Source organism: Psychrobacter sp. 1U2, assembly GCF_051847575.1.
This window is the reverse complement of record NZ_JBPYDC010000026.1, coordinates 1-24925: the sequence shown is the minus strand read 5'-3', so window position 1 is coordinate 24925 and position 24925 is coordinate 1. Positions and strand designations below refer to the sequence as shown.

The following is a 24925-nucleotide window of genomic DNA, read 5'->3' as shown; positions in this document are numbered from 1 at the left end:
TTCATGACCGACGCTTATCAGGCTAGTATTAATAAAAACCGTACCGTGACCTTGCAGCAGCTACTAGACAATAAAAACCAAGACAGCAACCCAGCAAGCAAGCGTTTGTCACAACAATTAACGTCCATCACTGCCCTGAGTCCAGTGATGGGCATTTCTTTTGCACAGTTACGATTAGATAGTCGGCAAGTGGCCAAAAACGATGCCTTTATACTGTTAAAAAGCCATACACCGAACTGTCAGCAGAGCCGTCGCTATTTGCAGCAAGCGGCAAACAACGCTGCTTTTATCTTATCTGAGCTAGATCCTGAGGCGCTGCTTAGCGAAGCTAACGTACCCGCCAATGCTAATATTCAGCTGAATGATAATAAATTACCTGCTGAGAAACCATTAACAATCTTGCCTTGCCCTGTCGTTTATGTACCTAATATCCGTGAGTTTTTCGGTGATTTAGTGCAGCTGCGTCTGCAATACGAGCAGCCAACAACGCTACCTACGGTAGCCGCCGTCACTGGCACCAATGGCAAAACCACGATTAGCCAATTGGTTGCGCAGTTGGCGCAGCTAGCAGGTATGAGTAGCGCGGTTATGGGCACGGCAGGTAATGGTAAATTAGAGGCGCTGGTGCAAGCCAGCCATACTACTGGTGATGCGCTAGCGGTACAGGCGTTTTTGCAGCAAATGGGCGCGCAGCAAGTGGATTTGTTAGCGCTGGAGGCCAGCTCGCATGGTCTCGATCAGCAGCGTTTGCAAGGCGTCCCTATTAAAGTCGCTATTTATACCAATCTGTCGCGTGATCATTTAGATTATCATACCGATATGGATGAATATGTCGCGGCTAAAGCCAAGCTCTTCGATAAGCAGCATTTCCCCAGTCTTACTCATGCCATTATCAATATCGATGATACGTACGCACAAACTATGCTAGATACTGCGCAAGCGAGTAGTCTGAGCGTTTGGACTTATAGTCTCGATCCCGCCAAAAAAGCTACCTTTAGTGCCGTTAGTATTCAGCCAAGCTTGCAAGGCGTGATGATAGGCATGCAGAGCGAATTTGGCAATATTGAGATGGTCAGTCCGCTATTAGGGCGTTTCAATGTTGCCAATCTATTGGCCGCTATTGCCGCGGCGGTTGCACTTGGGATAGATATTGAGCGCATCAGCGAGTTGGTTCCTAGATTGCAAGGCGCAGTCGGGCGCATGCAGCGTGTGCCCTCAAATAACGGCTGCTTTATCGTTGATTATGCGCATACGCCGGACGCGCTCAGTCAAGTATTAGCGAGCCTAAGAGCGCACTGCAAAGGTGAGCTGTGGGCGGTGTTTGGCTGCGGCGGTGATCGTGATGCTGGCAAGCGGCCTATTATGGCGCAAGCGGGACTGGCGGGCGCTGATCGAGTCATATTGACCGCGGATAATCCGCGTAGTGAAGACCCTAATGTCATTTTGCAAGACATGCAAGTAGGCATTACGGACGAGCAATATGAGCGTACCTATGTTGAGCCAGCACGGCAAAAGGCGATAGAGTATGCGGTCAAGAGCGCAACGGCTAATGATATCGTGGTCATCGCTGGTAAAGGTCATGAGACTTATCAGGAGATCAAAGGAGTGCGCTATGACTTCGATGACAGTGTTATCTTGCAACAGGCCCTCAAGCAAGCAGGTCGATCATAGCTCGCCAACCCTTCTTGAAGCAAATATGAGACATCAAGTCATTAGCTAATCAGTCTCAGTAAACCATTCATAAAAAGTAGTCGTTAATAATTAATATAAAAGGTATTCACTATGACAGCTGACCACCATAATACTATTCAGTCGCAAGGACTGTATGTCTGGCAAGCGGATAACTTGCTGACAGCGACAGCAGCGCTTAGTGGACATTGGCAACAAATGCAGGCAGCGCAAGACAGCCAAAACAGTGCCAAGCTGGAGGTGACGAGCAATCGTATTACCACTGATACGCGTACCATTCAAACGGGTGATATATTTTTAGCGCTCAGTGGTGATAATTTCGATGGTCATGATTATATTAACGTCGCGGCCTCCAAAGGCGCTATCGCCGCTATCGTCTCGCGTCCTATCTCAACGAGCATTCCACAATTAGTGGTTGATGACACGCGTTTGGCTTTGGGCCAATTAGGCGCGTATCGTCGTCAGCAGCATCCAAATCTAACCGTTATTGCAATTACCGGCTCAAGTGGTAAGACGACTTGTAAAGAGATGCTTGGCAGTATTTTTGGTCGTCTAGCGCCGACGCTGATTACCCGAGGTAATCTCAACAACGACTTAGGAGTACCGATGATGCTGCTTGAGCTGTCTGATCATCATCGCTATGCCATCATGGAGCTTGGGGCCAATCATATCGGTGAGATCGCTTATACCACTGAAATTGTGCATCCTGATGTGGCTTGCATTCTTAACATAGGAACCGCGCATTTAGGCGAGTTTGGTAGCCGTGAAGGTATTTGCCAGACCAAATCTGAGATTTACCATACCCTAAGCGATAACCAGTTTGCGATTGTGCCGGACAAAGATGACTTTACCAATCAGCTACGCCGCACCGCTGAGAAAAACACTGCAAAGGTGATCGGTTTTGGCAATACCGATGTCAGCGCCAGCCATCTCGATGTCGAGCCTGAGCGCAGCGAGTTTAAATTGCATATAGGCACGCAGGTAAAAGATATCTGTCTACCGCTCGCCGGTGAGCATAATGTCAATAACGCCTTAGCGGCGGCGGCTTGCGCTTATGCGTTAGGTATCGATATTGAAGATATCGTTATCGGCCTAGAAAACGCCCGCCCGGCGAAAGGCCGTCTTGATAGTCAGTTATTAGGCAATCATCGCTTGATCGATGATACTTATAATGCCAATCCGCATGCCGTACGCGCGGCTGCTAAAGTCCTAGCCGCGCAAACGGGTACGCAAGTGATGGTACTCGGCGACATCGGTGAGCTGGGCGACGCTGCGGTTAGCGAGCATCAAAGCTTAGGTCGTACCATTGCTGCTAGCGGTATCAATGTGCTGCTTTGCGTTGGTGAATATGCTCGGTACACTGTTGCTGGAGCAGAAGAGATCGGCGGTATTACTGCGCATGATTTTGAGGATAAAGACAGCTTATTACAGTATTTACAGCAGTATCTACAAGCGCAGCAAGCACATCCTTGTACTGTATTATTCAAAGGGTCCCGTTTTATGAAAATGGAAACCCTTATCAATGCGCTAATCGAGGAGTAAGCGGTGTTAGTTTGGTTATTTGAATGGCTTAGCCAGTATTATTCTCCGTTTTCCGCGGTTTCATCCTTGACTCTACGCGCACTATTGGCGGTTATTACCGCCTTAGGGTTTAGCCTGCTCTTAGGCGGGCGGGTGATTCGTCATTTGCGTACGCTTCGATATGGACAGGCTATTCGTGATGATGGGCCGCAGTCGCATCTGGCCAAAACCGGCACGCCAACGATGGGTGGAGTGCTTATCCTCACCTCTATCGGTGTGGCAAGCTTATTATGGGCGCGCTTAGATAATCCTTATGTTTGGATTTTGCTTATTGTCATGGTTATTTTTGGCGCAGTTGGTTGGGCAGATGATTGGCTGAAGATTAAATACAAAGACCCAAAAGGGCTGATTGCGCGTAAGAAATACTTTTGGCTATCGGTCGGTGCTATCTTTGTCGGGGTCTCTTTATACTATATCGCGACTTTACAGCCTGATATCGCCACCACTCGTATGATGCAGGATCTACTGCTGCCTATATTTAAAGATTGGGCGATTCCTTTTTCTGCGGTGCCTTTTGGCATTGCCTTTATTATCTTTACTTATTTTGTAATCAATGGCGCCTCTAACGCGGTCAACTTGACTGATGGCTTAGATGGCTTAGCGATATTACCGGTAGTATTAGTCGCCGCAGGCCTCGGCGCGATGGCCTATGTCTCAGGTGACGTGCGCTTCTCAGAATACCTGCATGTACCTTATATCCCCTATAACTCTGAAGTCATTATCGTCTGCGGGGCGATGGTGGGCGCAGGACTTGGATTTTTGTGGTTCAATGCTCATCCCGCGCAAGTGTTTATGGGCGATGTTGGCGCGTTAGCACTAGGCGCGATGCTCGGTACGATCGCGGTGATGACGCGGCAAGAGATTGCTTTTGCGATTATGGGCGGCCTATTTGTCGCTGAAGCGGTATCAGTGATACTGCAGGTCGGTTCTTATAAACTGCGTAAAAAACGTATCTTTCGGATGGCACCACTGCACCATCATTTTGAAGAGATCGGCTGGAAAGAGACAAAAGTGGTGGCAAGATTTTGGATTATTGCTATTGTACTAGTAGTGCTTGGCTTGATGACTTTAAAACTGCGTTAAATTCTAGCTTTATTAGGTCCAACACCCCCTAATGATAAAGCCAAAAAGCCACTCTAGATTATTTTAGGGTGGTTTTTTTATCGCTTATCCGTAGTAACGTTTGTTAAGATGCTAATGTTAAAATAATGAGCAAATTTAGAAGAGGTTAAGATACTTGTGTCACTATTTATATGTCCTATTTGCCAATCATCCCTATTGCTCGCAGCAGACACGTGGCGCTGTGATGGCAGGTTAAATCTTAAAAATACCTCTCATCCTTTTGATGTGGCGCGTCAAGGCTATACCAACCTATTACCGGTCAATCAAAAGAAATCCAAAGCCCCCGGCGACAGTAGCGACTCTATCCTTGCTCGGCAACGGTTTTTAGCAAACGCTCACTACCAACCGCTGCGTGATTTAGTTTGTGCGCAAATCAAAGCCTTACTATCAGCAAAGCACAGTACTGGACAAATAGACAAATCATCCGTCAATTGGTTAGATATCGGCTGCGGAGAGGGTTATTATACTGGAGCGATTGCGCAAATTAAGGGCATTGATAGCTTAATCGCCGCGGATATTAGCAAGCCTGCGGTGATAGAGGTTGCTAAAGCTAGCAAAGCGGCTAAGCGCTTATGGCAAAATGTAGATAAGCAAGATAACAACAAGGCCGCTATTTATCCTATCGTTACTAGCGCCGCACATCTACCGCTGAGCACTAATAGTTTGACTGGCATCACTAGTATTTTTAGCCCGATATTGCCAGCTGCTTTCGTAGATGTTTTGCAGGAGGGCGGTTATTTAGTGATAGCTAAGCCTGATATCAGACATTTAGCTAGCGTACGTGAGGCCTTATTTGATGAAGTACGTGAGCATAATTCGGATAAGTTTTTGACCGAGCTTGCGCCCTTTTTTGAAGTATTAGAGACTCATAAAGTCAATACTGAGCTGAGCTTATCGGAGCAAGCTTTAGCTGATTTATTGACCATGACCCCTTATGCTTATCGAGCCCGGCCAGAAAAACGGCAAGCGCTATTGGCAAAAGCTGCAGTGGGTACGTTTAATACGGAAGCAAAATTTGTCGTTTATATCTTAAAAAAACGCCTGTTATAATACGGGCCCTATTGTCGCGACAATATTATGCCAAATTCGATAATATAACGGCCAATTTTCTACTTGCTCAAGACTGACAGGATCAGAATCAGCAATATACTGTTGTTGACGCTCGATAATTTGCTCAGTTAAGTCTCTATCGCTAAACACTACGTTGTTCTCATAATTCAAATCAAAGCTACGCAGGTCTAAGTTAGTTGAGCCGATCAAGCTGATTTCACCATCGACGGTCAAAGTCTTAGCATGAAGTAGGCCCGGCTTATACTCATAAATATTCACTCCCGCCTGTAATAGTTCCCAATAGTAGCTCCGAGAAGTTGCCGCTACGATCAAAGAGTCGTTATGTTTAGGAAATATCATCGTCACCTCAACACCTCTATAAGATGTCGCGCATAAGGCACTAACTAAAGAGGGGTCGGGGACAAAATAAGGCGTAGAGATGGTGAGAGTGCGCTTAGTTTGGCCAATCAAAGTATTCAAAAACTGCGGCGTCGTCCCGCGGCGCTGAGTCGGCCCGTCAGCGAATACTTGCGCGGCTATACCATAAGATGCGGAAAGGCTTTTATGCCGGTGGTTCTGCTGATTTTGAGGGTTGCTTTGAGCTTGCTTTTTTGGTTCAACAACATAAGGAAAGCTGTCTAACGGGGTCTCTGGGTTTTTCATTAGCCAGTCACTAGCGAATAACATCTGGTTTTGCGCGACAATAGGCCCCTCAAAGCGCAGCATAATATCAACCCAAGGCGCAAATCTAGGCTTGACTCGAAACTCAGGATCAGCGCAGTTGCGGCTACCGTTGTAGCTGATTTTGCCATCGATAACGGTGATTTTACGGTGATTACGTAAGTCGATACGACTAAAGAGCAGTACCTTAATGATATTGCGAATGGGCAGCGCCACACTGACTTCCACGCCAGCTTCCTCCATCTCGCGCCATATTTTGGAGCGTACCATCTTACGCGAGCCCATGCCATCGACCATCGCCCGGCATCTCACCCCGCGCTTGGCCGCACGTATTAGCGCTTTCGCGGTATCTATCCCCATACCATCGATCAGCCAAATATAATAGAGCACATGAATATGATCGGTCGCCGCATCGAAATCAGCAATCATCCGCGCCTGTGTTTCCGCCGCATCCGCCATAAGCTCAGCGCTATTACCGACAGTGGTATAAAAGCCGGTAACCTCAGCGGAGTAAGCAAAAGCCGCTTGGTACTCAGGTTTGACCGCTTGTACTAAGTCGACATTATGGCCCAGAACCTCAGGGTGGCTATGATACAGCTCGTCTTTGATGCGTTCATAGTTCTGTTTAAATTTGCGTCCCAGATGAATTTCACCAAACAACCAGTAAACCACGACTCCGATATAAGGTAAGATAAAGAGAACAACTATCCAAGCTAGCCTGGCCGGAGCGCTCAAATCATGACGGGCGAGCACTCGAACCGAGATCAGCAGCAGTAGTAAAAAGTGAATAGTCAGGAGGATGTCTAAAAACATAAAGCGGTCCGTTGTTATTCTTATTGTTATTATCGGATTTTTGACCCTGTTTTGATGCTATATCTGATCAAGCTAAGGTCTGTTTAGCTCTTTAGAGTCGACTATACCGTATTTTATGGCGTTAGATATATCAAAACGTAAGCCAAGGACTGTTTTTAAATCGCATTTAACGATATCCATACTAAGTCTGTGCCAGACATTAAAAAGCGCAGTCAGCTTTTTAGCGACTGCGCTTACTTTAATTAAATTTTAAGGATTCAGCTTTTTTAATTAGTTCTAGCTTTAGCTTTATTGGGTCATATGACTGTTTTGATTCATGTGACCTTGGTTCATCATATGGCCCTCTTTATTCATATGACCTCGTTTCATCATGTGACTGCCTTGTTTCATATGCTGCGCGCGCATTGTCGCAAGCTTTTGGCGTTGTTCTGGAGTTAGTATATTCATCATGGCTTCACGGGTTTGCATATGATTACCACGATTATTTTGTCTAAGCGCTTTAATTTGCGCTTTTTGATTGGCGCTTAAATTTAGCTCAGCCATCATATTACCCATCATAGTGTTCATGCCGCTGTGCATATGCTGACTGCCTTTATTATGATGCATTTGCTGCATATTGTTATGAGGCATAGTGTTATTAGCATTCGTATTGGCACAAGCGCTAATCGCTGTAAGGCTTGAGAGTGCAAGAGTGGCGTTTAGTAATAACTTTTTCATAAAAGCTCCTTGTTTTTATAAAAGAATTTATATTATATGTTCACATAATTTATTTATAATGAAAGTATCTATAGTGTAAAGTATACTGCCGACGCTACTATTTATAAGACTTTACTATAAGTAATCAGTGCCAGATAATTGTAAATTAATTTTTGCTTTAGTAATTCCTTGTTAAGATAAAGGTTTTCCAAGGTGCTGATAGCGATTAATTTTATATTTTCTCGATAGATTAAGTGACAATCTCATTGTTAATGGCTTTTGCCCAGCGCCGACTCTTATTATGGCAGCGATTGCAGAGCTCTTGCGCCTGCGTCAGATAAGTGACATTGCCGCAGTACATACAAGCGTAGTGCCAGCCAGCTTTTACTTCTTTGACTGCTACGGACTGTTTGGGAAACAAGGGTAGACCATAGCGGGTATCGTCTAGAGAATACAACAACAGGCTAAAGTTACCATCGGTCTCAAGCAAGCCAATACGTACTTGTCCTAAGTGCTCAACCCCTTGCTGACGCATTTCGGCAAAAAACTCATCGTGTGACATTTTGCCTTCTTTGATCTTTTCTAGTACCAAGCGTCCATTTTCAACGATATAGACCGGCTTACCTTCTAATAGATACTCAAAAGGCTGATACTTCATCATAAACCATGTGCATAAGCGGTACAGGCCGATAACCACGCTCATAATGATCACCGCTTGGATAATGGGCAAATCCTCAGTGAACATCGGATCGCCTGCGATAGAACCAAGCGATAAGATAATCGTCAGCTCAAAGATAGACAGCTGACGCACGCCGCGCTTACCAGTGAAGCGTAAAAAGGTAATAATCATGATGAACATAATCGCCGCACGTAGGGCGACTTCAAGCGCAAAATTCAAAGTGGTATCGTGAATAAAAATACTAGCCCAATCCATTTTATAACCTTAACTTTTATTATTTGTATTTTAGGCCAATCGTTCTAAAAGTGCCTTTGTCATCTATATCTTTCACCACCAAACACCAGTCATTGTTAATCGCCACGGTATCGCCTGAGACCGGAGCCGTCTCTAAATTTTCAATGATATACTCAGCTACGGTTTGCTGCCACATATCTAGGGTAGGTTTCGTTTTTTGCGCTTTGAGCTTAGTGATAACGGCTTCTGATTGCATCAATTCATCGAAGAAGGGTAGACTGCCAAGCTTAGCGTTAGGCGATAATAGCCAGTCACCATAAAACTCATCCATCTCTTTAATATTGAGACTAGTATCATTGAATATCTGCGCAATGCGGCTGGCGTGTTTACCCCTGAGTGCATACCAAACATGATCACCGCGCTTAAGCTGAGTGTTGTCATCGACCACTACCAAATACTGGCGTCGCACTAGCGCAAATATTTTTATCTCATTGGCATTAATATTAGTAGAGATGGTCTGCGGATGGCGCCCAATCGCGAAGGCGCCGTCGTTGACCTCAAACTCATAAAGTGTGATTTTAGCTCTATCAGAGACCCAGACCTCATGCTGCTCTTTGGGTTCTTTATTATTAGGAATACGCACCTTAAATAGATTAGCCATAATAGGAATAGTGCTACCTTGTAACACTAACGACAGTACGACCACGCCAAAAGCGATATCAAATAATAAAAAAGCATCCTCGACCAAAGCTATGACGGGTAAAATGGCTAAGGTAATCGGCACTGCGCCGCGCAGGCCAACCCAAGAGATAAAGCCAATCTCTTTATCTTTAAATTTGAAGGGTTTGACACTAGAATAGACAGCGATAGGCCGCGCGACTAAAATCATAAAGGCGGTAATCGCGACCGAATAGTACCAGACGTTGAGCACGTTCGAAGGCGTCACTAATAGCCCTAAAACTACAAATAGTACCGCTTGCGATAACCAAGCGAAGCTATCCATCACCCGCAGTACATGCTCGGTGGAGCGTACCTTGTTATTGCCAATGATGACGCCTGCCAAATAGACCGCCAAAAACCCGCTACCACCAATGAGGTTCGTGGCGGCAAATACCGCCAGTCCCGCAGACAGAATCAAAATAGCGTACATGCCTGCTGCTAGATTGATCTTAGGCAGTAGCTTGGATAATAAATAGCCGGCAACTAAGCCTAGTAGCAAGCCAAAACCTAACTGCTGGACGAGTAAACCCAAAAAGCCCAGCACTGTCTGACCTTTAGGATCAACGTTTAGTGCGATTAGGCCGGTGACTAGCAAGATAGCAAAAGGATCGTTCGCGCCAGACTCTAGCTCCAGCGTCGCTTGTACGCGATCATTGAGCTTGACGCCGCCATTACGTAGTAGCGAAAACACCGCCGCCGCATCGGTCGAGCCTACGATAGCCGCCATCAACATCCCCACGCGCCAATCGACATCGAGTAGCCAAGTGATAAAGATACCTAAAACCACAACGGTCGCAAAAACGCCCCAAGTGGCAAGGGTGACAGCCGGTTTAAGTCCGACTCGAAACGACTGGAAAGAGGTACGTAGGCCGCCATCGAGCAAGATACAGGCTAAGGCCGCTTGACCGATAAAGTTGGCAATATTGTACTGCGAAAACTCAATACCTAGCAGACCTTCTTCACCTGCGAGCATGCCCACTATTAAGAATAGCAGCAATAAAGGCACGCCTAAACGTGCCGATAAGGTGCTCGCCATGATGCTAGCAAAAATCAATAATGCCCCTACTAAATATAGGACGTTTAAAGTATCCATCTTTTTATCCTATTTACGCGAGCGTCAAAAGGCTCGTTTTCGTCATTATTCACAACAGTAGCCTCAGCGTCAAACGTAACTTTGCTAATCACTAACGAGATCAATAATTGGCTCTGTCAATAAATAGAACACTGTTGACGACCTCTTTTATTCTGGAGCAATAAAGCCAGTTTTGTGCTGAGGTAGTAGGGACAAGGCACGGGTGGTAATAGTTATTTACTAAGATAATGAATGGTTTTAGTCCCGTCGATAGTCGGCTGGGTGACGGTGAGTTTGCTATCTAGTATGTCGCCTTTGGCATCGATGTTATAGCAGTGTGACGAGCTACCTTTGCGCTTACCATTGGTCAGCTGGTTTTCAGAGGTATTTAGACAGAACCAAGCCGTATTGTTACTAGCTTGCGATAGCGTCCATGCTTGAGTGAATTGACTCACTTGCTGGCGCTTACTGCTATCGGTGTAGACTGTCTCAGTGAGTAGCTCGCTAGCAGCGCCCGTTCGCGCTTGTTTAGGCAAGGTAGCCGTTTGCGTAGCTACTGAATACTGGCCTAAATTATTGGTAAATCCGTAGAACTTTAGTGGGTTCAAGCTATAATAATTCAGGTCTATCGCGTTGCCTACCACTTTGCCCTCTGTGGTGGTCAAAGTCGCCATCTGCGCTGCCTGCAATTGTCTACCCTCAAAGCTCATAAAGCCTTTAGGCACAACCTTGATCTGTGATACTAAAGGTTTTGTCCCATCGACGGCATACAGAGTCTCAGTGCGCTCGCGAATATAGATATTGAGCAATGCGCTCTCAATAGGATACTGGGTAACGACGCTATCATTGGCGTTACCCATGCCATCCATCGGAGCGTTGATGGTTACACAAGCGCTTAAGCTCAATCCTGCTAATCCTAATAATGCTAAGTTTTTCATGGTTCATCCTTGCTTTTATTTTGCATTGACGTTCAGCCGATATCGACCGCTGCTATCTACTATAATCGAATTTTGCAGCGCTCGCGTCTGACATTCGTTATTTATGGCGCTAAAACTAGCATCATCAGCGCTACCGTTATGACTCAATAGTTAATGTCTGGCTAATCGGCACAAGTTTGATTACTCTACTAGACTAAGTTTTAAAACTTTAATAGCAAAAGCAATAGGTGACATATGGATGTGTTCTCGTATTGGCAAGGGTTTTATAATGATCCTTGGTTTTGGCAATTTCCGATGGCGACGCTAGCGATTAGCATGGCGGCGTTTTTGACCGTGGCGATTCCATGGACGATTATCGCTTGGCGAGATCCTATCGCGCTACGCAAATATAAAATTCAACAAAAACCCTTCGAGATGAAGAAGTTTTTGCTGCCTTCTATCGGCCGTATCGTCATCAATAACATTATTTTGGCAGCTTTATTGGTGCTGGTCTGGCCACTGCTTAAACTCACGAGCGTGCACAGTGGTGCGCTGCCAGCGTGGTATATCATCATCGTGCAGCTTATATTCTTCGTGCTGCTCGATGATTTTCTGTATTACTGGATGCATCGCTATATGCATGAGAATAAGTGGCTGCTCAAACACATCCATAGCGTCCATCATCGCATTCATAATACTTGCGGCATTAATGGTAACTACATGCACTGGGTCGAGTATTCGCTCACCGCCACATTGACTTTGGTCGGGCCTATTTTGCTCGGCGCGCACATTTACGTGGTGTATCTATGGGTGATACTGCGGCAAGTAGAAGGCGCTGACGGTCATATTGGTTATGATATCCCGTGGAATCCTGCTCATCTATTGCCGGTCTACGAAGGGCCGGTCTATCACGACTTTCATCATGCTAAGTTCAAAGGCAATTACGCAGGATTTTTGCCGTATTTGGATGGATATTTAGGCAAAACTCATATTCCCGCTTATCTGAATTATCTGAAAGAAAAGAAGAAAGGTCTGACGCCGCTTGAGATTGAGAAGAGTGCGAAAGAGGCGAAACGGCAGGCTCGGGCGCTTAAACGGCAGGCGCGGGGTTAGCTGCTATAGTCAGTTTCAAGTAAAATTGTTATGAGATTAAGTGCGCTACTGGTATAAATTTTACTTGCGTGCTGCTCTCCCTAGAGGCTGCATAAAATTCGTCCCAGCAGCGCTATGTTATTTTTAGAGTGAATCGACTATAGAAGCATAAGCTAAATTTCAACAGACCCTAATAAATTCTCGATAAAAAAGCAGGAAGCTTGCAACGATAATAACGAAAACATGGAGAGACAGATGTCAGCCACTAAAGAAGAAATCGACGCCTTTATACACTTAGAGTTTCCAAAGTCTAAATATAACATTGAGTCAGTAGGGGATAGCAAGGCCACTTTGTCACTTGATGTCGGTAGCGACGAGCTGCGACCTGGCGGCACCGTTTCTGGCCCGGTACTGATGGGCATTGCTGATGTCGCGATTTATATCGCGATACTGGGCAAAATCGGTATCGTACCCTTAGCAGTGACCACTAGCCTGACCATTAACTTTTTGCGTAGACCGACAGCAGAGGCGAGCATTGTTGCCGAGTGCAGCTTAATAAAAGTAGGGCGCGCATTAATCGTAGGCGAAGTTTCCCTCTACTCCAAAGGCTCTGAGGATATGGTGGCCCACGTGGTTGGTACTTACTCCATCCCACCTAAACGTGACAAACTAAAATGAAAAAACTTTACTTGAAGAGTAGTGCAGGAATGTTTTGAAAAGGGTAGAAAAAGTGCCAAACAAGGAAGCTTGATTTAACAAAAGAGAAATGGCGGTGACGGAGGGATTCGAACTTTTACTTTAAGTAGCTGATAACAAAAGAAATAATATATTAATATATGATTTAAGACCAACAAATAGACCAACAGAAGTTATCTATCTTGAAGTGACTATTGAAATGTAACAAAATATTTCATAAAACAATTATCTGCTATTTATCTTAATTGTATATTATTATCTAAAAGCTACTTTTGAGTATATTTACTCATCATCTATCGAATGATATTCAACTTTAAAAACCCAAGTAGAAGAGATGTGCTTACGAGTTGACGATTTAAAACCAAACCCTTTGTTTGTTCCAGTGATTGCTGCCGCTATATCAGCAGCACCTTCTAGGCTATCATCGAAACGCAAAGTGATATGATGAGATCGTAGGCTATTGTTTAATCTATGACTTGCCATAAGGCTTAAGTCAGTGTCGATATCAACCCACTTTTGCAGGTTAGCAGGGATCATTGGCTCTCTTCGGGGTTTGTCAAAGGAGGAGTAAATTTCTTTCTTTATGCTACCATCTTTCTCAAAGTTTGCATTTATACCAATGTCTATAGCTGCAGGTTTTAATACACTGAAATCAGTTTCCACTTTACCTTTAGCGTTGTAAAAGCTTGCATCCTCTAAATATATTGACTTTGCACCTAAAGCGGCTGCAAGTTCCATAAACACATTATTTTTCTCTTTTCCTAGTTGCTTATTATATTCTTGTAGAGGTATGTAAATATCATCCTTTATGGGGTGAGAAATATAAAAACTATTATTTCTAGATATTTGACCCATACCTAATGGAACACTGCTCGCTTTACTCAAGGGAACATGGCTAATATTAGCTCCCAAGCCTAATAATTTCTGTATAGCTGATAATATAGTTTTCTTATCAATATCAGGTATAGACTTTTTTAAATTTGCGAATAAACTTCCTGCACCTACTGCCATAAATAGAGTGGGAGCTAAAGCCGCCCCAACAGCTGCTGCACCTGCTTTACTGGGCGTAGCAGCGAAATTACCTGTTGTAGCAAGGCTGTAAGTTTTCATTAAGGTGAGCTCATCCGCAACAAATAATACTTCTCGTTCTTTACGCATACTTTACCCTGCCACTGATAGTTAAGTCATCCAAAAGTACATAATTTTTAGATTACTTACTGATTAATAGTATATAACTCGAAGAAATATTTTAAATAAGTTAACAACATTATTCACAATATAGTTATTTTTGTAAACTACTGTTTTATATTTTTGCTCTTAAGTGAGTTAAATTAGTACGTATGTAGTTGTAAAGATTGGCTTTAAATTAAAATAATTTTCAATCCAACCTATTTGTTGATTTGTCTTTATAGAATTAATTGCAATACTATTCATTCTCACCTCTTAAACCGCCTAACACTACTCACCACCACCCCAAATAGCTCAAGCGACCCTTTCACCACGATATCGGCATAGTTCTCATTATGGGCTCGTAAGATAATATGCTCACCAAGTATCAGCTGCTTGGCGGTAAAGCCGTCATCGACTAGCGCAATGACAATATCTTTGTTCCTAGCGCTTAATGAGCGATCCACAATTAAAATATCATTGGGATAGATACCAATATCAATCATGCTATCGCCTTCAACTTCCACTAAGTAGGTTGTCGTTGGACTGTGAATAAGCAGTGTGTTTAGATCAATACGGTTTTGCACATAGTCCGTCGCTGGGCTTGGAAAGCCTGCTTTGACTTTATCGCTATAAAGCGAGAGTAATACCGTCTCACCTTCATCGGTGAGCCTTCCTATTATCTTAACCGTCATTGAGTCCACCTGTGGTTTAATCTACTTTGGGTAATTGGTGAATATTTGTGGTATAGCAAGGCGATAGCATATCCCGGCTCATCTGCCATGACTGCTTATCCTTTATTCCTTCACTAGCTATAAACACAGCGGCTTGCTGATTACTATTCTGGCCGTACCTTTTATTGAGCTGATCCATCACGGCAATTACCTCTGCGCTTTTAGCGCTTTGAGTGCATTGTTCGCTGGTTCTATAGTCACTATCACTTTGTGCAAACAAATCAGGCTGTACCTCATCGTGCGGGCAGATATCAAAGAGCATAACGCCCGCTTTGGCGTAGCGAACATCTTTTTTAAAGATCTGAGTCAGTATCTGCCGAGCCGCCGCTACCATGACTCTGGTATCAGCGGTCGGGGTTATAAACTGACATTGTCCAGATATCGCGGTATAGGTTTCATTAGCGGTAAAGGGACTGCTCTTAGCAAAGACGCTTAAGTAATGACAGACGCTGTCTTGTTTACGTAGTTTGCTGGCCGCTTTTGCCGCATGACTACAGACTGCTTGACTCAGCTCATCAGGGCAGCTAATGCGAGTGGAGAAAGAGCGGGAAGAGATGATTTGCTTCTTAGCCTCTACCGCTTCGATACCGAGACAGCTTTGACCATTAAGCTCTAAGCAAGTGCGCTCGAGTACCACGCCAAAGTGCTGTCTTATTTTGGCAGGCTCACAGACGGCTAATTGATAAACCGTATGAATACCCATCTTATTGAGTCTGACCTTATAACGACGACCCACGCCCCAGACCTCACCAACATCAGTGATCTGCATGATACGTCTGATCCATCGAAGATTATCTAGCACGCAAACGCCTTTAGTGGCTGGGTGTTTCTTAGCGGCGTAATTGGCAAGCTTCGCCATAGTCTTAGTACTACCCATACCCACACATACCGGAATACCAGTGTACTGCTCAACGATGCTTTTGAGCTTACGCCCATAGCCATCAAGATCAGTCATTGCGGTAGGATAATCGGCTAAGTATAAAAAGGCTTCATCGATAGAGTAGACTTCAACGGTAGGACATAGTTTCTCAAGGGTGCTCATTACCCGATGCGACATATCAGCATACAGGGTGTAGTTAGAGCTAAAGACAGTAACGTCGTTCTGCGCGCAGAAGTCTTTAACCTGAAAGTACGGCACACCCATCTTGATACCAAGCTGCTTTGCCTCGCTTGATCGCGCCACCACGCAGCCATCATTGTTAGACAGTACGACCACCGCCTTCTCTCTTAAATCAGGGCGAAAGAGCTTCTCACAGTTGGCATAAAAGCTATTGCAATCAACAAGCGCATACATGGCTGTCTCAGTAGGTGGATGGCATAGAAAAAGGCATAACCGACCACCTAAATACTGATGATCAGAGATGCCTTTGATTGTAGAGACAGCGTGCTTGAAAATTCAAGAGCGAATAAAGGGTAGACGACGATGGTTGTCGTGAGGGTTGCCAATTATTAAATAATCGATTAAGTTTTTATGACACAATTTACCTTCTAATAGAGCCTCTTATTTTATAAATCTTTCGATGAAGTATAATGCAGCGTTACAAAAAAGTTTCTTATGTAATAAGGCATACCGGATCTAGGATGTTCGGGTATTACCATGTCAAAATATCCGTTAGGATTGTAATCATAACACGTTACGGATAACTGTTTTCGCTCAATATATTTTTTCCACTCCTCTGCACATTTGGTAGAAGGCTTCTGTACAGTCGTATTATAAACTATAATACTGCCACGACTTGAATTAGGTCTTCCAGTACTATAATTTTCTGTTAACTGGTTAAATCCATGATAAGTCCAACTATTACCTTTATGTAATTTAGCTTCGCCTAGCCATTTAAACTTATTTTCTCTAACCGTTAAATCTACATGACCGTTCGAGTTTGTTTCAGTCGTACAATCGTATTTTGCACCTTTTAAATACATCTTTACAGAAGATGAAATTCCAGTTTCATCTTTATCATGATGTTCATTAGCTTCTTCTTCAAGAGTTTCAAAGCAGGCTATTAACTCTACATATAGACCTTCAATGAATTTATCATAGTCATCATCATTATTAGCTATTTGGCGATTTAAGAAACTAGTAGGCAACGGATCAGTTATGTCAAATTCATTCACAATACGTTATCTCCAATACTGTGATCAGATACTTTTTTGATGAAATTATCGCTAACTCTGAATACTGTATTGACTAACCTTGAAAACTCTTCCTTTGAAACCTTCATATCTGTTAAAGGATTGTAGAAATTCTTATTATTTAATATTTCTGCTAATTCTTCTTTCTTAATATACTCTCTTTTTGGTTCATAAAAGTCTTCACTTTCTATATAGAAGACCCAATTCAACACATCATAGGGTTCCAAGGCGAGTAGGTGTAAAGTATATTGAATATTATCTGTTTCTTTGGATTTAACAATACGTTTTATCATAGAGTAATCTAACTCTTTGAGGTCTTGCATATCTTCATAATCTATAATAAAACTTATAATTAAGTCAGCAAAATTAGCTACGCTTTTACGCATGCATAAATCTTGATTTCGTATTTCTTTCTGGATGAAATCCATGTAATAAGACTTTATTAAAGTTTTATTCATAATATTTTATCTATTGCTTCCACAAAGTCCGCTGCACTATCTGACATAATAGTAGCTTCATATAGGAATGGATTGGGTTTAGTAGTCATAGCTGCTATAGACTTAAGATCAATTAAATATTGACTACTCCTCTTAGTATGGAACTCCTTTTTTATACGATATAAGCTTACGTTACCTTTGACGCCTATTTCTCCGTTGATATGATATTTGGATGTACGTGCGTCAGGATGTTGTTCATTAGCATGAGCATGGTAAATGACACCGTCAGGTGATTTCAGAGAGAAGTCTTTAGCAAAACCTTCTTTAGTGTCATAAAAAAGTTTGATCTTATCGAATAAATTACGTGAATTAGAGGGAAAGGTAAGACCCGTTACACGTTTTTTTATTTCTATTGAAAACTTACTCATCTCTACATTGAGTACTTTTAACTTAATAATATTAGCTAAATCTACACTTACAATAAGACATTTATTCTTCTTATCAAAAATACAAGCATAAAGACCAGGAAAAGCTACTTTCCTAAGCCCGATAATATTACTAAACTCTGCTCGTAAGCTCTCATCTACTCTATCTTCAATATCAATTCTTACGTAGTCATTCACTATTTTTTTATTGAAAAAACCAACTCTATCTTGATCTAAGTCGAATGAAAATCCGATTTCGTATTCTTCTTTTGTGAGTTCGCTTATAGAGTATTCTGATGGCTTCTTAGCTTTATAAGATTGCTGATAATGCTTTAGTAATACATCAAAGTCGTCTTCATTGATATCAATAATCTTAATTAACTTGTTGCTATATAATAGGTTGTTTCGAACAACTGTACTCAGTTTACGATGAATATTTTCAATTAGTGAACTATTGATTTCAGAGTAATCCATGACTTCAATAAAAGAGAAAATTCCAATCCACTGCTTTGGGAGGTCAGAATAAGCAGAGACTAGCTCTCGAAGCTCACTAATAGTAAAACCTCTATTTTGTAAAAAAACGATAGTAGCAGTAGTCTCATTTTTAACATTGATAAATTCTACTTCGGTCATAATCAGTCTTATTGTGTTCAATTGTTTAAATGAATAGGATACCATCTTTATAGTATTTTATTAATTTTATAAAAACTAATAAACATTTGTATATTTATTAGTCATTTTCTAGTTATGTCAGAGTAGCATATTTTATTGCTATCTTTGCTAGTCTAATCGTTCTTTTCAGCTAAACCTATTTTAACTGTTATTATTATACTTAGATATTCATGTAAGGAAACTAACGACACCGATTGACGTATAGTGACTGTCACCTATATATTTGCTACTACAACTATTTTACTATCTACTAAGTGAGCTAGTCATTATGAGCTTTAACGAAGACTCCCGCGTAAAGATTCCGACAATACTTCATTTGATGAAGCTAGGCTATGAGTACTTATCACTTAAAGAGGCGACATGGGATATCGATACCAATATCTTCCCTAAGCTATTTCATGACGCTATAAAGCGAATTAATACAGGTATAAAAGACGATGAGGTCAAACGCCTGTTTGAAGACGTGAAGCTGCTTTTAGATAATGAAGATTTAGGTAAAGCGTTTTTTGACAAGCTATCGGAGCGTTCAGGGACTAAGCTAATTGATTTCGAAAATTTTAATAATAACAGCTTTCATGTGGTTACAGAACTGACTTACAAAAACGGTGATGAAGAGTTCCGCCCCGATATCACTTTGCTGATTAACGGTATGCCGCTTGTCTTTATAGAGGTCAAAAAGCCACATAATCGAGAAGGGATCATCGCTGAGAGAAATCGTATCAATACACGGTTTCAGAACCCGAAGTTTAAGCGGTTCGTCAATATCACGCAGTTCATGATTTTTTCGAACAATATGGAATACGTGGATGGTGATCCTGAGCCATTACGAGGAGCGTTTTATGCTAGCTCTTCTTATCATAAGCCAGTATTCAATTACTTCCGTGAAGAAGAGACCTTCAATTATACCGCGCTATTACAGACTATTACTGAAGCTGATGAGCTTAGAGTATTAAAGGATAATAACTTAGAAGTTATTCGAAATAGTGAAGAGTTCAAGACCAATAAGCAGCCTGAACGTCCTACTAATAGCATATGTACCTCTTTACTTAGCCGAGAGCGGTTGGCATTTATTTTGCGATATGCGCTGGTCTATGTGAATGAAACTAAAGGGCTTGAAAAGCATATCATGCGCTATCCGCAGATGTTTGCAACCAAAGCTATTGGTAGTAAGCTCGATGAAGGAATCAAGAAAGGTATTATTTGGCATACGCAAGGTAGTGGTAAAACGGCCTTGGCTTTTTATAACGTGCGTTTTTTAACTGACTATTTCCAAAAGCGGCAAACCACCCCTAAGTTTTATTTTATTGTTGATCGGTTAGATTTGCTACAGCAAGCACAGCGCGAATTTACAGCCCGTGGCCTAAGGGTACGAACCGTTGATTCCAAAGCTGACTTTGCTCGTGATATCAAAGCAACCAAGGCCATCCACAATGACTCAGGTGTACCTGAGATTACCGTAGTCAATATTCAAAAATTTGAAGATGATCCCAACGTCACATCTACCAAGGACTATAACGTTGATATTCAGCGCATCTATTTCTTGGATGAAGTGCACCGTAGCTATAATCCCAAAGGCAGCTTTTTAGCCAATCTAAAAGAGTCAGACTCTAATGCTATTAAAATCGGCTTAACAGGGACACCGCTATTGGGTGATGACTACAATTCCAGAGCGTTATTTGGCGATTATATTCATAAGTATTACTACAACGCCTCGATTGCTGATGGCTATACCCTTCGCCTAATAAGAGAAGAGATATCTACCAAGTATAAACTGATCTTACAAGAAGCCCTTGCCAAAGCGGAGGTACTGGTTGGTGATGTTAAGCGTGAAGACATATACGCTCATTCTTGCTTTGTCGAGCCAATGCTTAAATACATTATTTCAGATTTTGAAGACAGCCGTGGAGCACTGAACGATGCGAGCATAGGCGGTATGGTTATTTGCGATAGCTCAAAGCAAGCTAAGCAGATGTATGAGCTGTTTAACAAACAATATGCACAAGATAACGCAGTCGCCAATAGCCAAGCGCCTGACGCAGGTATAAAAACCTTAGCTGAGATTCGTCATGAAGAAGTAAAGGTGACATCGGCTCAGCTGATTTTGCATGACGTTGGTACTAAAGAGGAGCGTAAACAGTGGGTTGATGATTTTAAAGCAGGTAAAATAGATTTGTTATTTGTGTATAACATGCTGCTTACAGGCTTTGATGCTAAGCGTCTAAAAAAGCTATACCTTGGACGTGTGATACGAGCGCATAATTTGCTACAAGCTTTGACACGAGTAAACCGTACCTATAAAGACTTTAGATACGGCTACGTGGTTGACTTTGCAGATATTAGTAAAGAGTTCGATAAGACTAATAAAGCCTATTTTGAAGAGCTACAGTCTGAGCTAGGCGATGAGATGGAAAGCTATTCTCATCTGTTCAAATCACACGAAGAGATACAGCAAGAGATTGAGGATATCAAGGATGTATTGTTTCTTTATGAGACCAACAACATGGAGGTGTTCAGCGATCAGATCAGTCAGATACAAGATAGAGATACGATACTAAGTCTCAAAAAAGTGCTTGGCGATGCGAGAAGCCTGTATAATTTGGTGCGCTTGCAAGGTGACTATAAGTTCTTAGAATCACTTGATTTTAATACGCTCAACAAACTGTATCGTGAAACCAGTCAGCATCTTGATCTACTTAATACTAAGCAAAGCTTAGAGCACGGGACAGCCACTAGTAATCTACTTAACCAAGCCTTAGAAGATGTGATTTTTAAGTTCACGAAGATAGGCGAGGAAGAATTGGTACTGGCCGATGAGCTAAAAAGTACCCTACGTAAAACCCGTGAAGCGATGGCAAGCAATTTTGATCAAAAAGATCCTGAATTTGTCAGCTTAAAAGAAGAGCTTGAGCGTATCTTCAAAAAAAGAAAGCTAAGTGAAGTGACGCAAGAGCAGATGAGCGAGAATATCGATGAGCTGACTAAGATTCACAAACGCATAAAAGAGCTTAACCGTACCAATGAGCAGATGCGACACAAGTACAAAGGCGATGCCAAGTACGCTCGCATCCATAAGCGCTTAACGGAGCGTCAACAGATAGATATTAATAGCTCTGAGCGTACTATACATGATGCGCTCATGGCGGTAAAAAACGATGCCGATGAAAAGGTACTTAACAGTAGTCAAATCGTTGAAAACGAAAGCTACTTTGAAGGGCAAATGATGCCTATCGTCATAAAACGATTTATGAAAGATCATAAAATAAAACTGAAACCTGACAGCTCACGCTATATTAATAAGCTGGTTGTCTCAGAATATATCGATGAATACAACGTTGGAGTAAGACCATGGTAGAGCTTGAGTTTAAAGCTAAAACCCAAGAGTTAATTGATAGTTTAAAGAGCATTTGCGCCAATTACGGATTAGGTAATGATGGTAACGAGTTTAAAATTATCACTCAGATATTCTTATATAAGTTTCTAAACGATAAGTTCGCTTATGAAGCAAAGAAGATAGATGAAGATGTCGCTCAAGCTGACAATTGGGAAAAAGCGCTTAGTGAAATGAGTGCAGAAGATTATGAGATGCTACAGCTACAGATGAGCGCAGATACCGCACATTTGGAGCCACAGCATTTTATTAGCTATCTATTTAGCCAAAGTAATGCGCCTGACTTTGCTAAGCTGTTTGATGATACTTTGATGGACATCGCTACCAAAAATAACGATATCTTTGCGGTAAAAACAGATGGCGGAGCAAAGGTTGTACTGTTTGACCGCCTGAGCACGTTTATCGCTGATGAGTCTAAACGTGATGATTTTTGCCGTGCGGTGATCAATAAGCTGATTGAGTTTAGTTTTGAGCGCATCTTTGATCAAAAGTTTGACTTTTATGCGGGTATTTTTGAGTACTTAATCAAAGACTATAACAGCAACTCAGGCGGCAAGTATGCCGAGTACTTCACGCCCCATGCGGTTGCTCGTATCATGGCTGAGATATTAGTACCACAGGCAGAGCGTGGGGTGGTAAAAAATGTCACGTGCTACGATCCTTCAGCAGGGTCAGGTACGCTATTGATGAACGTCGCCCATGCCATCGGTGAAGACCGTTGTACTATATATACGCAAGATATCTCACAAAAATCATCGAATCTATTGCGTTTAAATTTAATTTTGAACAATTTAGTTCACTCGATCCCTAATGTGATTCAAGGTAATACTATATATCATCCTTATCACAAAGAAGACGAAGCGCTTAAGCAGTTTGACTATATCGTCTCTAATCCACCGTTTAATCTCGACTTTAGTGACTATAGAGATTCCCTAGACAGTAAGGAAAATAAAGAGCGCTTCTTTGCAGGCATCCCAGGAGTGCCTAAAGTAGAAAAGTATAAAATGAAAATTTATCAGTTATTCTTACAACATATAATTTTTTCATTAAAAAAGGGTGCTAAAGCAGCGGTAGTAGTACCTACAAGTTTTATTACTGCTAATAATAGTATTGATAAAAAAATTCGCAAAAAGCTTATTGATGAAAAAATGCTTGCTGGTGTGATCTCTATGCCATCAGATATCTTTGCGACCACAGGGACGAACGTGTCGATCATGTTTATCGATGACAGCAATGATGATGATGTGGTATTTGTTGATGCGTCTAACTTAGGAGAAAAGGTTAAAAAAGATAAAAATCAAAAAACAGTGCTAAGCGCTGAGGAAGAGCAGACAATTATTCATACCTTTAATGCTAAAGAGCAGGTTGATGACCTGTCCGTAGCCGTTAGCTATGCTGATATAAAGGCTAAAAACTATAGCTTTAGTGCTGGTCAGTACTTTGACGTTAAAATTGAATATATTGATATTACCGCTGAGCAGTTTAAAGACAAGATGCACGAATTTACTAATAATTTAGATCGCTTATTTAGTGAGTCTCGCGAGTTGGAAGGCGAGATTAAAAAGCAGTTAATGGAATTAGAACATGCAAACTAAACTTCTTTCAGAAATATCCTTAACTATTGGTAGTGGTTTAACACCATTGAGAAGTAATCCAGAGTTTTGGAGTAATGGAGCAATTCCTTGGCTCAAAACGGAACAGTTAGGTGAGAAGTATATCTATGATACAAATGAGCTTATTTCTAAGAGTGCTCTAGAAAAAACAAGTATCAAGATTTTTCCTGAAGGTTCGTTATCTATTGCAATGTATGGTGAAGGTAAAACTAGGGGCAATCTTTCGATACTTAAGAAACCTATGACTACAAATCAAGCCTGCTGTAATGTTGTGATAGATCCTCAGGAAGCCGATTATGAATATATTTATTATTTTTTAAAAACTCAGTATAAAGCATTGAGAAGCTTATCATCTGGTGTCCGTAAAAATTTAAATTCAAATGATATAAAGAATTATTCTATTCGTTTGCCAGACACTATAAGTGAACAAATAGCCATATCTCAAACCTTAAAAAGTTTAGATAAAAAAATCGAACTTAACAATCAAATCAACGCCGAACTAGAAGCCATGGCAAAGACGCTGTATGACTACTGGTTTGTACAGTTCGATTTTCCTGATGTAGATGGTAGGCCTTACAAATCGTCTGGCGGTAAGATGGTTTATAACGAAGTGTTAAAGCGTGAGATACCCGAGGGGTGGAATAACGGAATTATTAAAGATATCATTGACAAGGTTCCATCTAGTAATAGAGTCTCAGCAAAAGAATTTAAGGATACAGGTGAATACCCTATCATTGATCAGAGTCAAGGTTTTATTTGTGGGTTCACAGATGATGAAAGCACAGTAATAAGGCCAGAAACGGCACATGTTATCTTTGGCGATCACACAAGAGTAGTTAAGCTAGTCAATTTCAATTATGCAAGAGGCGCGGACGGTACACAGGTCTTGATTGCGAAAAGCGATAAAGTACCTAGCTATCTATTTTATCAAATTGTTTCAGATATTGACCTATCAAATTATGGCTATGCAAGACATTATAAGTTTTTAAAAGATACAAAATGCGTTATTCCAAGCAAGCTAGTAGCTCAACGATTTCAAAAAAAGGTTAAGCCTTTCCATGAAAAAATTAGAGACAATATTTTCCAGAATCAACAGCTTGAAGAACTTAGAGACTGGCTACTACCTATGCTGATGAATGGTCAGGTGACAGTGAAGCAATCACGATAAACTTATAATCAGGAAAAACGTTATGGAGCTGGTAGCAAATATTTGGCCGATCGTAGATCGAGACCATCCCAGATTCTGTGTAACTGCCATTTAGATTAAATGCTTACTGATACGGTCATCAAACATAATCATAAAGCGATTCAGAG

20 protein-coding genes are annotated in these 24925 nt (G+C 41.8%); 9 read left to right on the top strand and 11 right to left on the bottom strand.

Translation table 11 applies throughout. The features are described 5' to 3' along the window. The first annotated feature begins 3 nt into the window (after window positions 1-3). The 4 genes from ACS8FD_RS11245 (at window position 4) to ACS8FD_RS11230 (ending at window position 5442) form a co-directional block, all read left to right on the top strand. The gene (locus tag ACS8FD_RS11245; protein ID WP_439275935.1) at window positions 4-1671 is read left to right on the top strand and encodes a UDP-N-acetylmuramoyl-L-alanyl-D-glutamate--2,6-diaminopimelate ligase; all 1668 of its coding nucleotides are present in this window, start codon (window positions 4-6) and stop codon (window positions 1669-1671) included. Window positions 1672-1782: 111 nt separating this feature from the next. After that, a complete protein-coding gene (locus ACS8FD_RS11240; RefSeq protein WP_439275934.1) occupies window positions 1783-3231 on the top strand; it encodes a UDP-N-acetylmuramoyl-tripeptide--D-alanyl-D-alanine ligase in 1449 nt (482 codons plus the stop codon). Window positions 3232-3234: 3 nt separating this feature from the next. After that, on the top strand, window positions 3235-4353 hold the full coding sequence (mraY, locus tag ACS8FD_RS11235; RefSeq protein WP_439275933.1) for a phospho-N-acetylmuramoyl-pentapeptide-transferase: 1119 nt from the start codon (window positions 3235-3237) through the stop codon (window positions 4351-4353). 156 nt (window positions 4354-4509) lie between these two features. Continuing rightward, on the top strand, window positions 4510-5442 hold the full coding sequence (locus ACS8FD_RS11230; RefSeq protein WP_439275932.1) for a putative RNA methyltransferase: 933 nt from the start codon (window positions 4510-4512) through the stop codon (window positions 5440-5442). Here the strand turns inward: ACS8FD_RS11230 and cls are convergent. From cls to ACS8FD_RS11205, 5 genes are all read right to left on the bottom strand, one after another. Beyond that, complete coding sequence (gene cls, locus ACS8FD_RS11225) at window positions 5437-6936, bottom strand: cardiolipin synthase (protein WP_439275931.1); 1500 nt, start codon at window positions 6934-6936, stop codon at window positions 5437-5439. The two genes, ACS8FD_RS11230 and cls, sit on opposite strands and share 6 nt — an antisense overlap. Before the next feature lie 288 nt (window positions 6937-7224). Next, window positions 7225-7653 carry a hypothetical protein gene (locus ACS8FD_RS11220; protein ID WP_439275930.1) on the bottom strand — a complete coding sequence of 143 codons (429 nt, stop codon included), beginning with the start codon at window positions 7651-7653 and terminating at the stop codon, window positions 7225-7227. 229 nt (window positions 7654-7882) lie between these two features. Beyond that, on the bottom strand, window positions 7883-8566 hold the full coding sequence (locus tag ACS8FD_RS11215; protein ID WP_439275929.1) for a DUF421 domain-containing protein: 684 nt from the start codon (window positions 8564-8566) through the stop codon (window positions 7883-7885). Between the two features lie 19 nt (window positions 8567-8585). Next, window positions 8586-10358, bottom strand: a complete 1773-nt coding sequence (locus ACS8FD_RS11210; RefSeq protein ID WP_439275928.1) for a potassium/proton antiporter — start codon at window positions 10356-10358, stop codon at window positions 8586-8588. 212 nt (window positions 10359-10570) lie between these two features. Beyond that, the gene (locus ACS8FD_RS11205) at window positions 10571-11275 is read right to left on the bottom strand and encodes a hypothetical protein (protein WP_439275927.1); all 705 of its coding nucleotides are present in this window, start codon (window positions 11273-11275) and stop codon (window positions 10571-10573) included. Window positions 11276-11509: 234 nt separating this feature from the next. Between ACS8FD_RS11205 and ACS8FD_RS11200 the strand changes: the two genes are divergently transcribed. Further along, entirely contained in the window at window positions 11510-12367 is an 858-nt protein-coding gene (locus tag ACS8FD_RS11200; protein ID WP_439275926.1) for a sterol desaturase family protein, read from the top strand. 234 nt (window positions 12368-12601) lie between these two features. Further along, a complete protein-coding gene (locus tag ACS8FD_RS11195) occupies window positions 12602-13024 on the top strand; it encodes a PaaI family thioesterase (RefSeq protein ID WP_439275925.1) in 423 nt (140 codons plus the stop codon). A 300-nt stretch (window positions 13025-13324) separates the two neighbouring features. Here the strand turns inward: ACS8FD_RS11195 and ACS8FD_RS11190 are convergent, their stop codons facing one another. The 6 genes from ACS8FD_RS11190 to ACS8FD_RS11165 form a co-directional block, all read right to left on the bottom strand. Then, window positions 13325-14200, bottom strand: coding sequence for a hypothetical protein (locus tag ACS8FD_RS11190; RefSeq protein WP_439275924.1), 876 nt, complete (start codon window positions 14198-14200; stop codon window positions 13325-13327). A gap of 278 nt (window positions 14201-14478) precedes the next feature. Beyond that, on the bottom strand, window positions 14479-14904 hold the full coding sequence (locus tag ACS8FD_RS11185) for a LexA family protein (RefSeq protein WP_439275923.1): 426 nt from the start codon (window positions 14902-14904) through the stop codon (window positions 14479-14481). Between the two features lie 16 nt (window positions 14905-14920). Continuing rightward, complete coding sequence (locus tag ACS8FD_RS11180) at window positions 14921-16237, bottom strand: Y-family DNA polymerase (RefSeq protein ID WP_439275922.1); 1317 nt, start codon at window positions 16235-16237, stop codon at window positions 14921-14923. A 212-nt stretch (window positions 16238-16449) separates the two neighbouring features. Further along, window positions 16450-17058: a hypothetical protein gene (locus ACS8FD_RS11175; RefSeq protein ID WP_439275921.1), complete on the bottom strand. Its 609-nt coding sequence runs from the start codon at window positions 17056-17058 to the stop codon at window positions 16450-16452. Next, entirely contained in the window at window positions 17055-17534 is a 480-nt protein-coding gene (locus ACS8FD_RS11170; RefSeq protein WP_439275920.1) for a hypothetical protein, read from the bottom strand. Before ACS8FD_RS11170 ends, ACS8FD_RS11175 begins: the two co-directional genes overlap by 4 nt. Next, the gene (locus tag ACS8FD_RS11165) at window positions 17531-18571 is read right to left on the bottom strand and encodes a hypothetical protein (RefSeq protein WP_439275919.1); all 1041 of its coding nucleotides are present in this window, start codon (window positions 18569-18571) and stop codon (window positions 17531-17533) included. The genes ACS8FD_RS11170 and ACS8FD_RS11165 overlap by 4 nt, the downstream gene beginning before the upstream one ends. Before the next feature lie 307 nt (window positions 18572-18878). Between ACS8FD_RS11165 and ACS8FD_RS11160 the strand changes: the two genes are divergently transcribed. Genes ACS8FD_RS11160 through ACS8FD_RS11150 form a run of 3 tightly spaced genes read left to right on the top strand, consistent with a single transcriptional unit; the run spans window position 18879 to window position 24779 of the window. Beyond that, entirely contained in the window at window positions 18879-21962 is a 3084-nt protein-coding gene (locus tag ACS8FD_RS11160; RefSeq protein WP_439275918.1) for a type I restriction endonuclease subunit R, read from the top strand. Continuing rightward, window positions 21956-23593 carry an HsdM family class I SAM-dependent methyltransferase gene (locus tag ACS8FD_RS11155; protein WP_439275917.1) on the top strand — a complete coding sequence of 546 codons (1638 nt, stop codon included), beginning with the start codon at window positions 21956-21958 and terminating at the stop codon, window positions 23591-23593. Before ACS8FD_RS11160 ends, ACS8FD_RS11155 begins: the two co-directional genes overlap by 7 nt. Next, a complete protein-coding gene (locus tag ACS8FD_RS11150; RefSeq protein ID WP_439275916.1) occupies window positions 23583-24779 on the top strand; it encodes a restriction endonuclease subunit S in 1197 nt (398 codons plus the stop codon). Before ACS8FD_RS11155 ends, ACS8FD_RS11150 begins: the two co-directional genes overlap by 11 nt. Window positions 24780-24925: the final 146 nt, after the last annotated feature.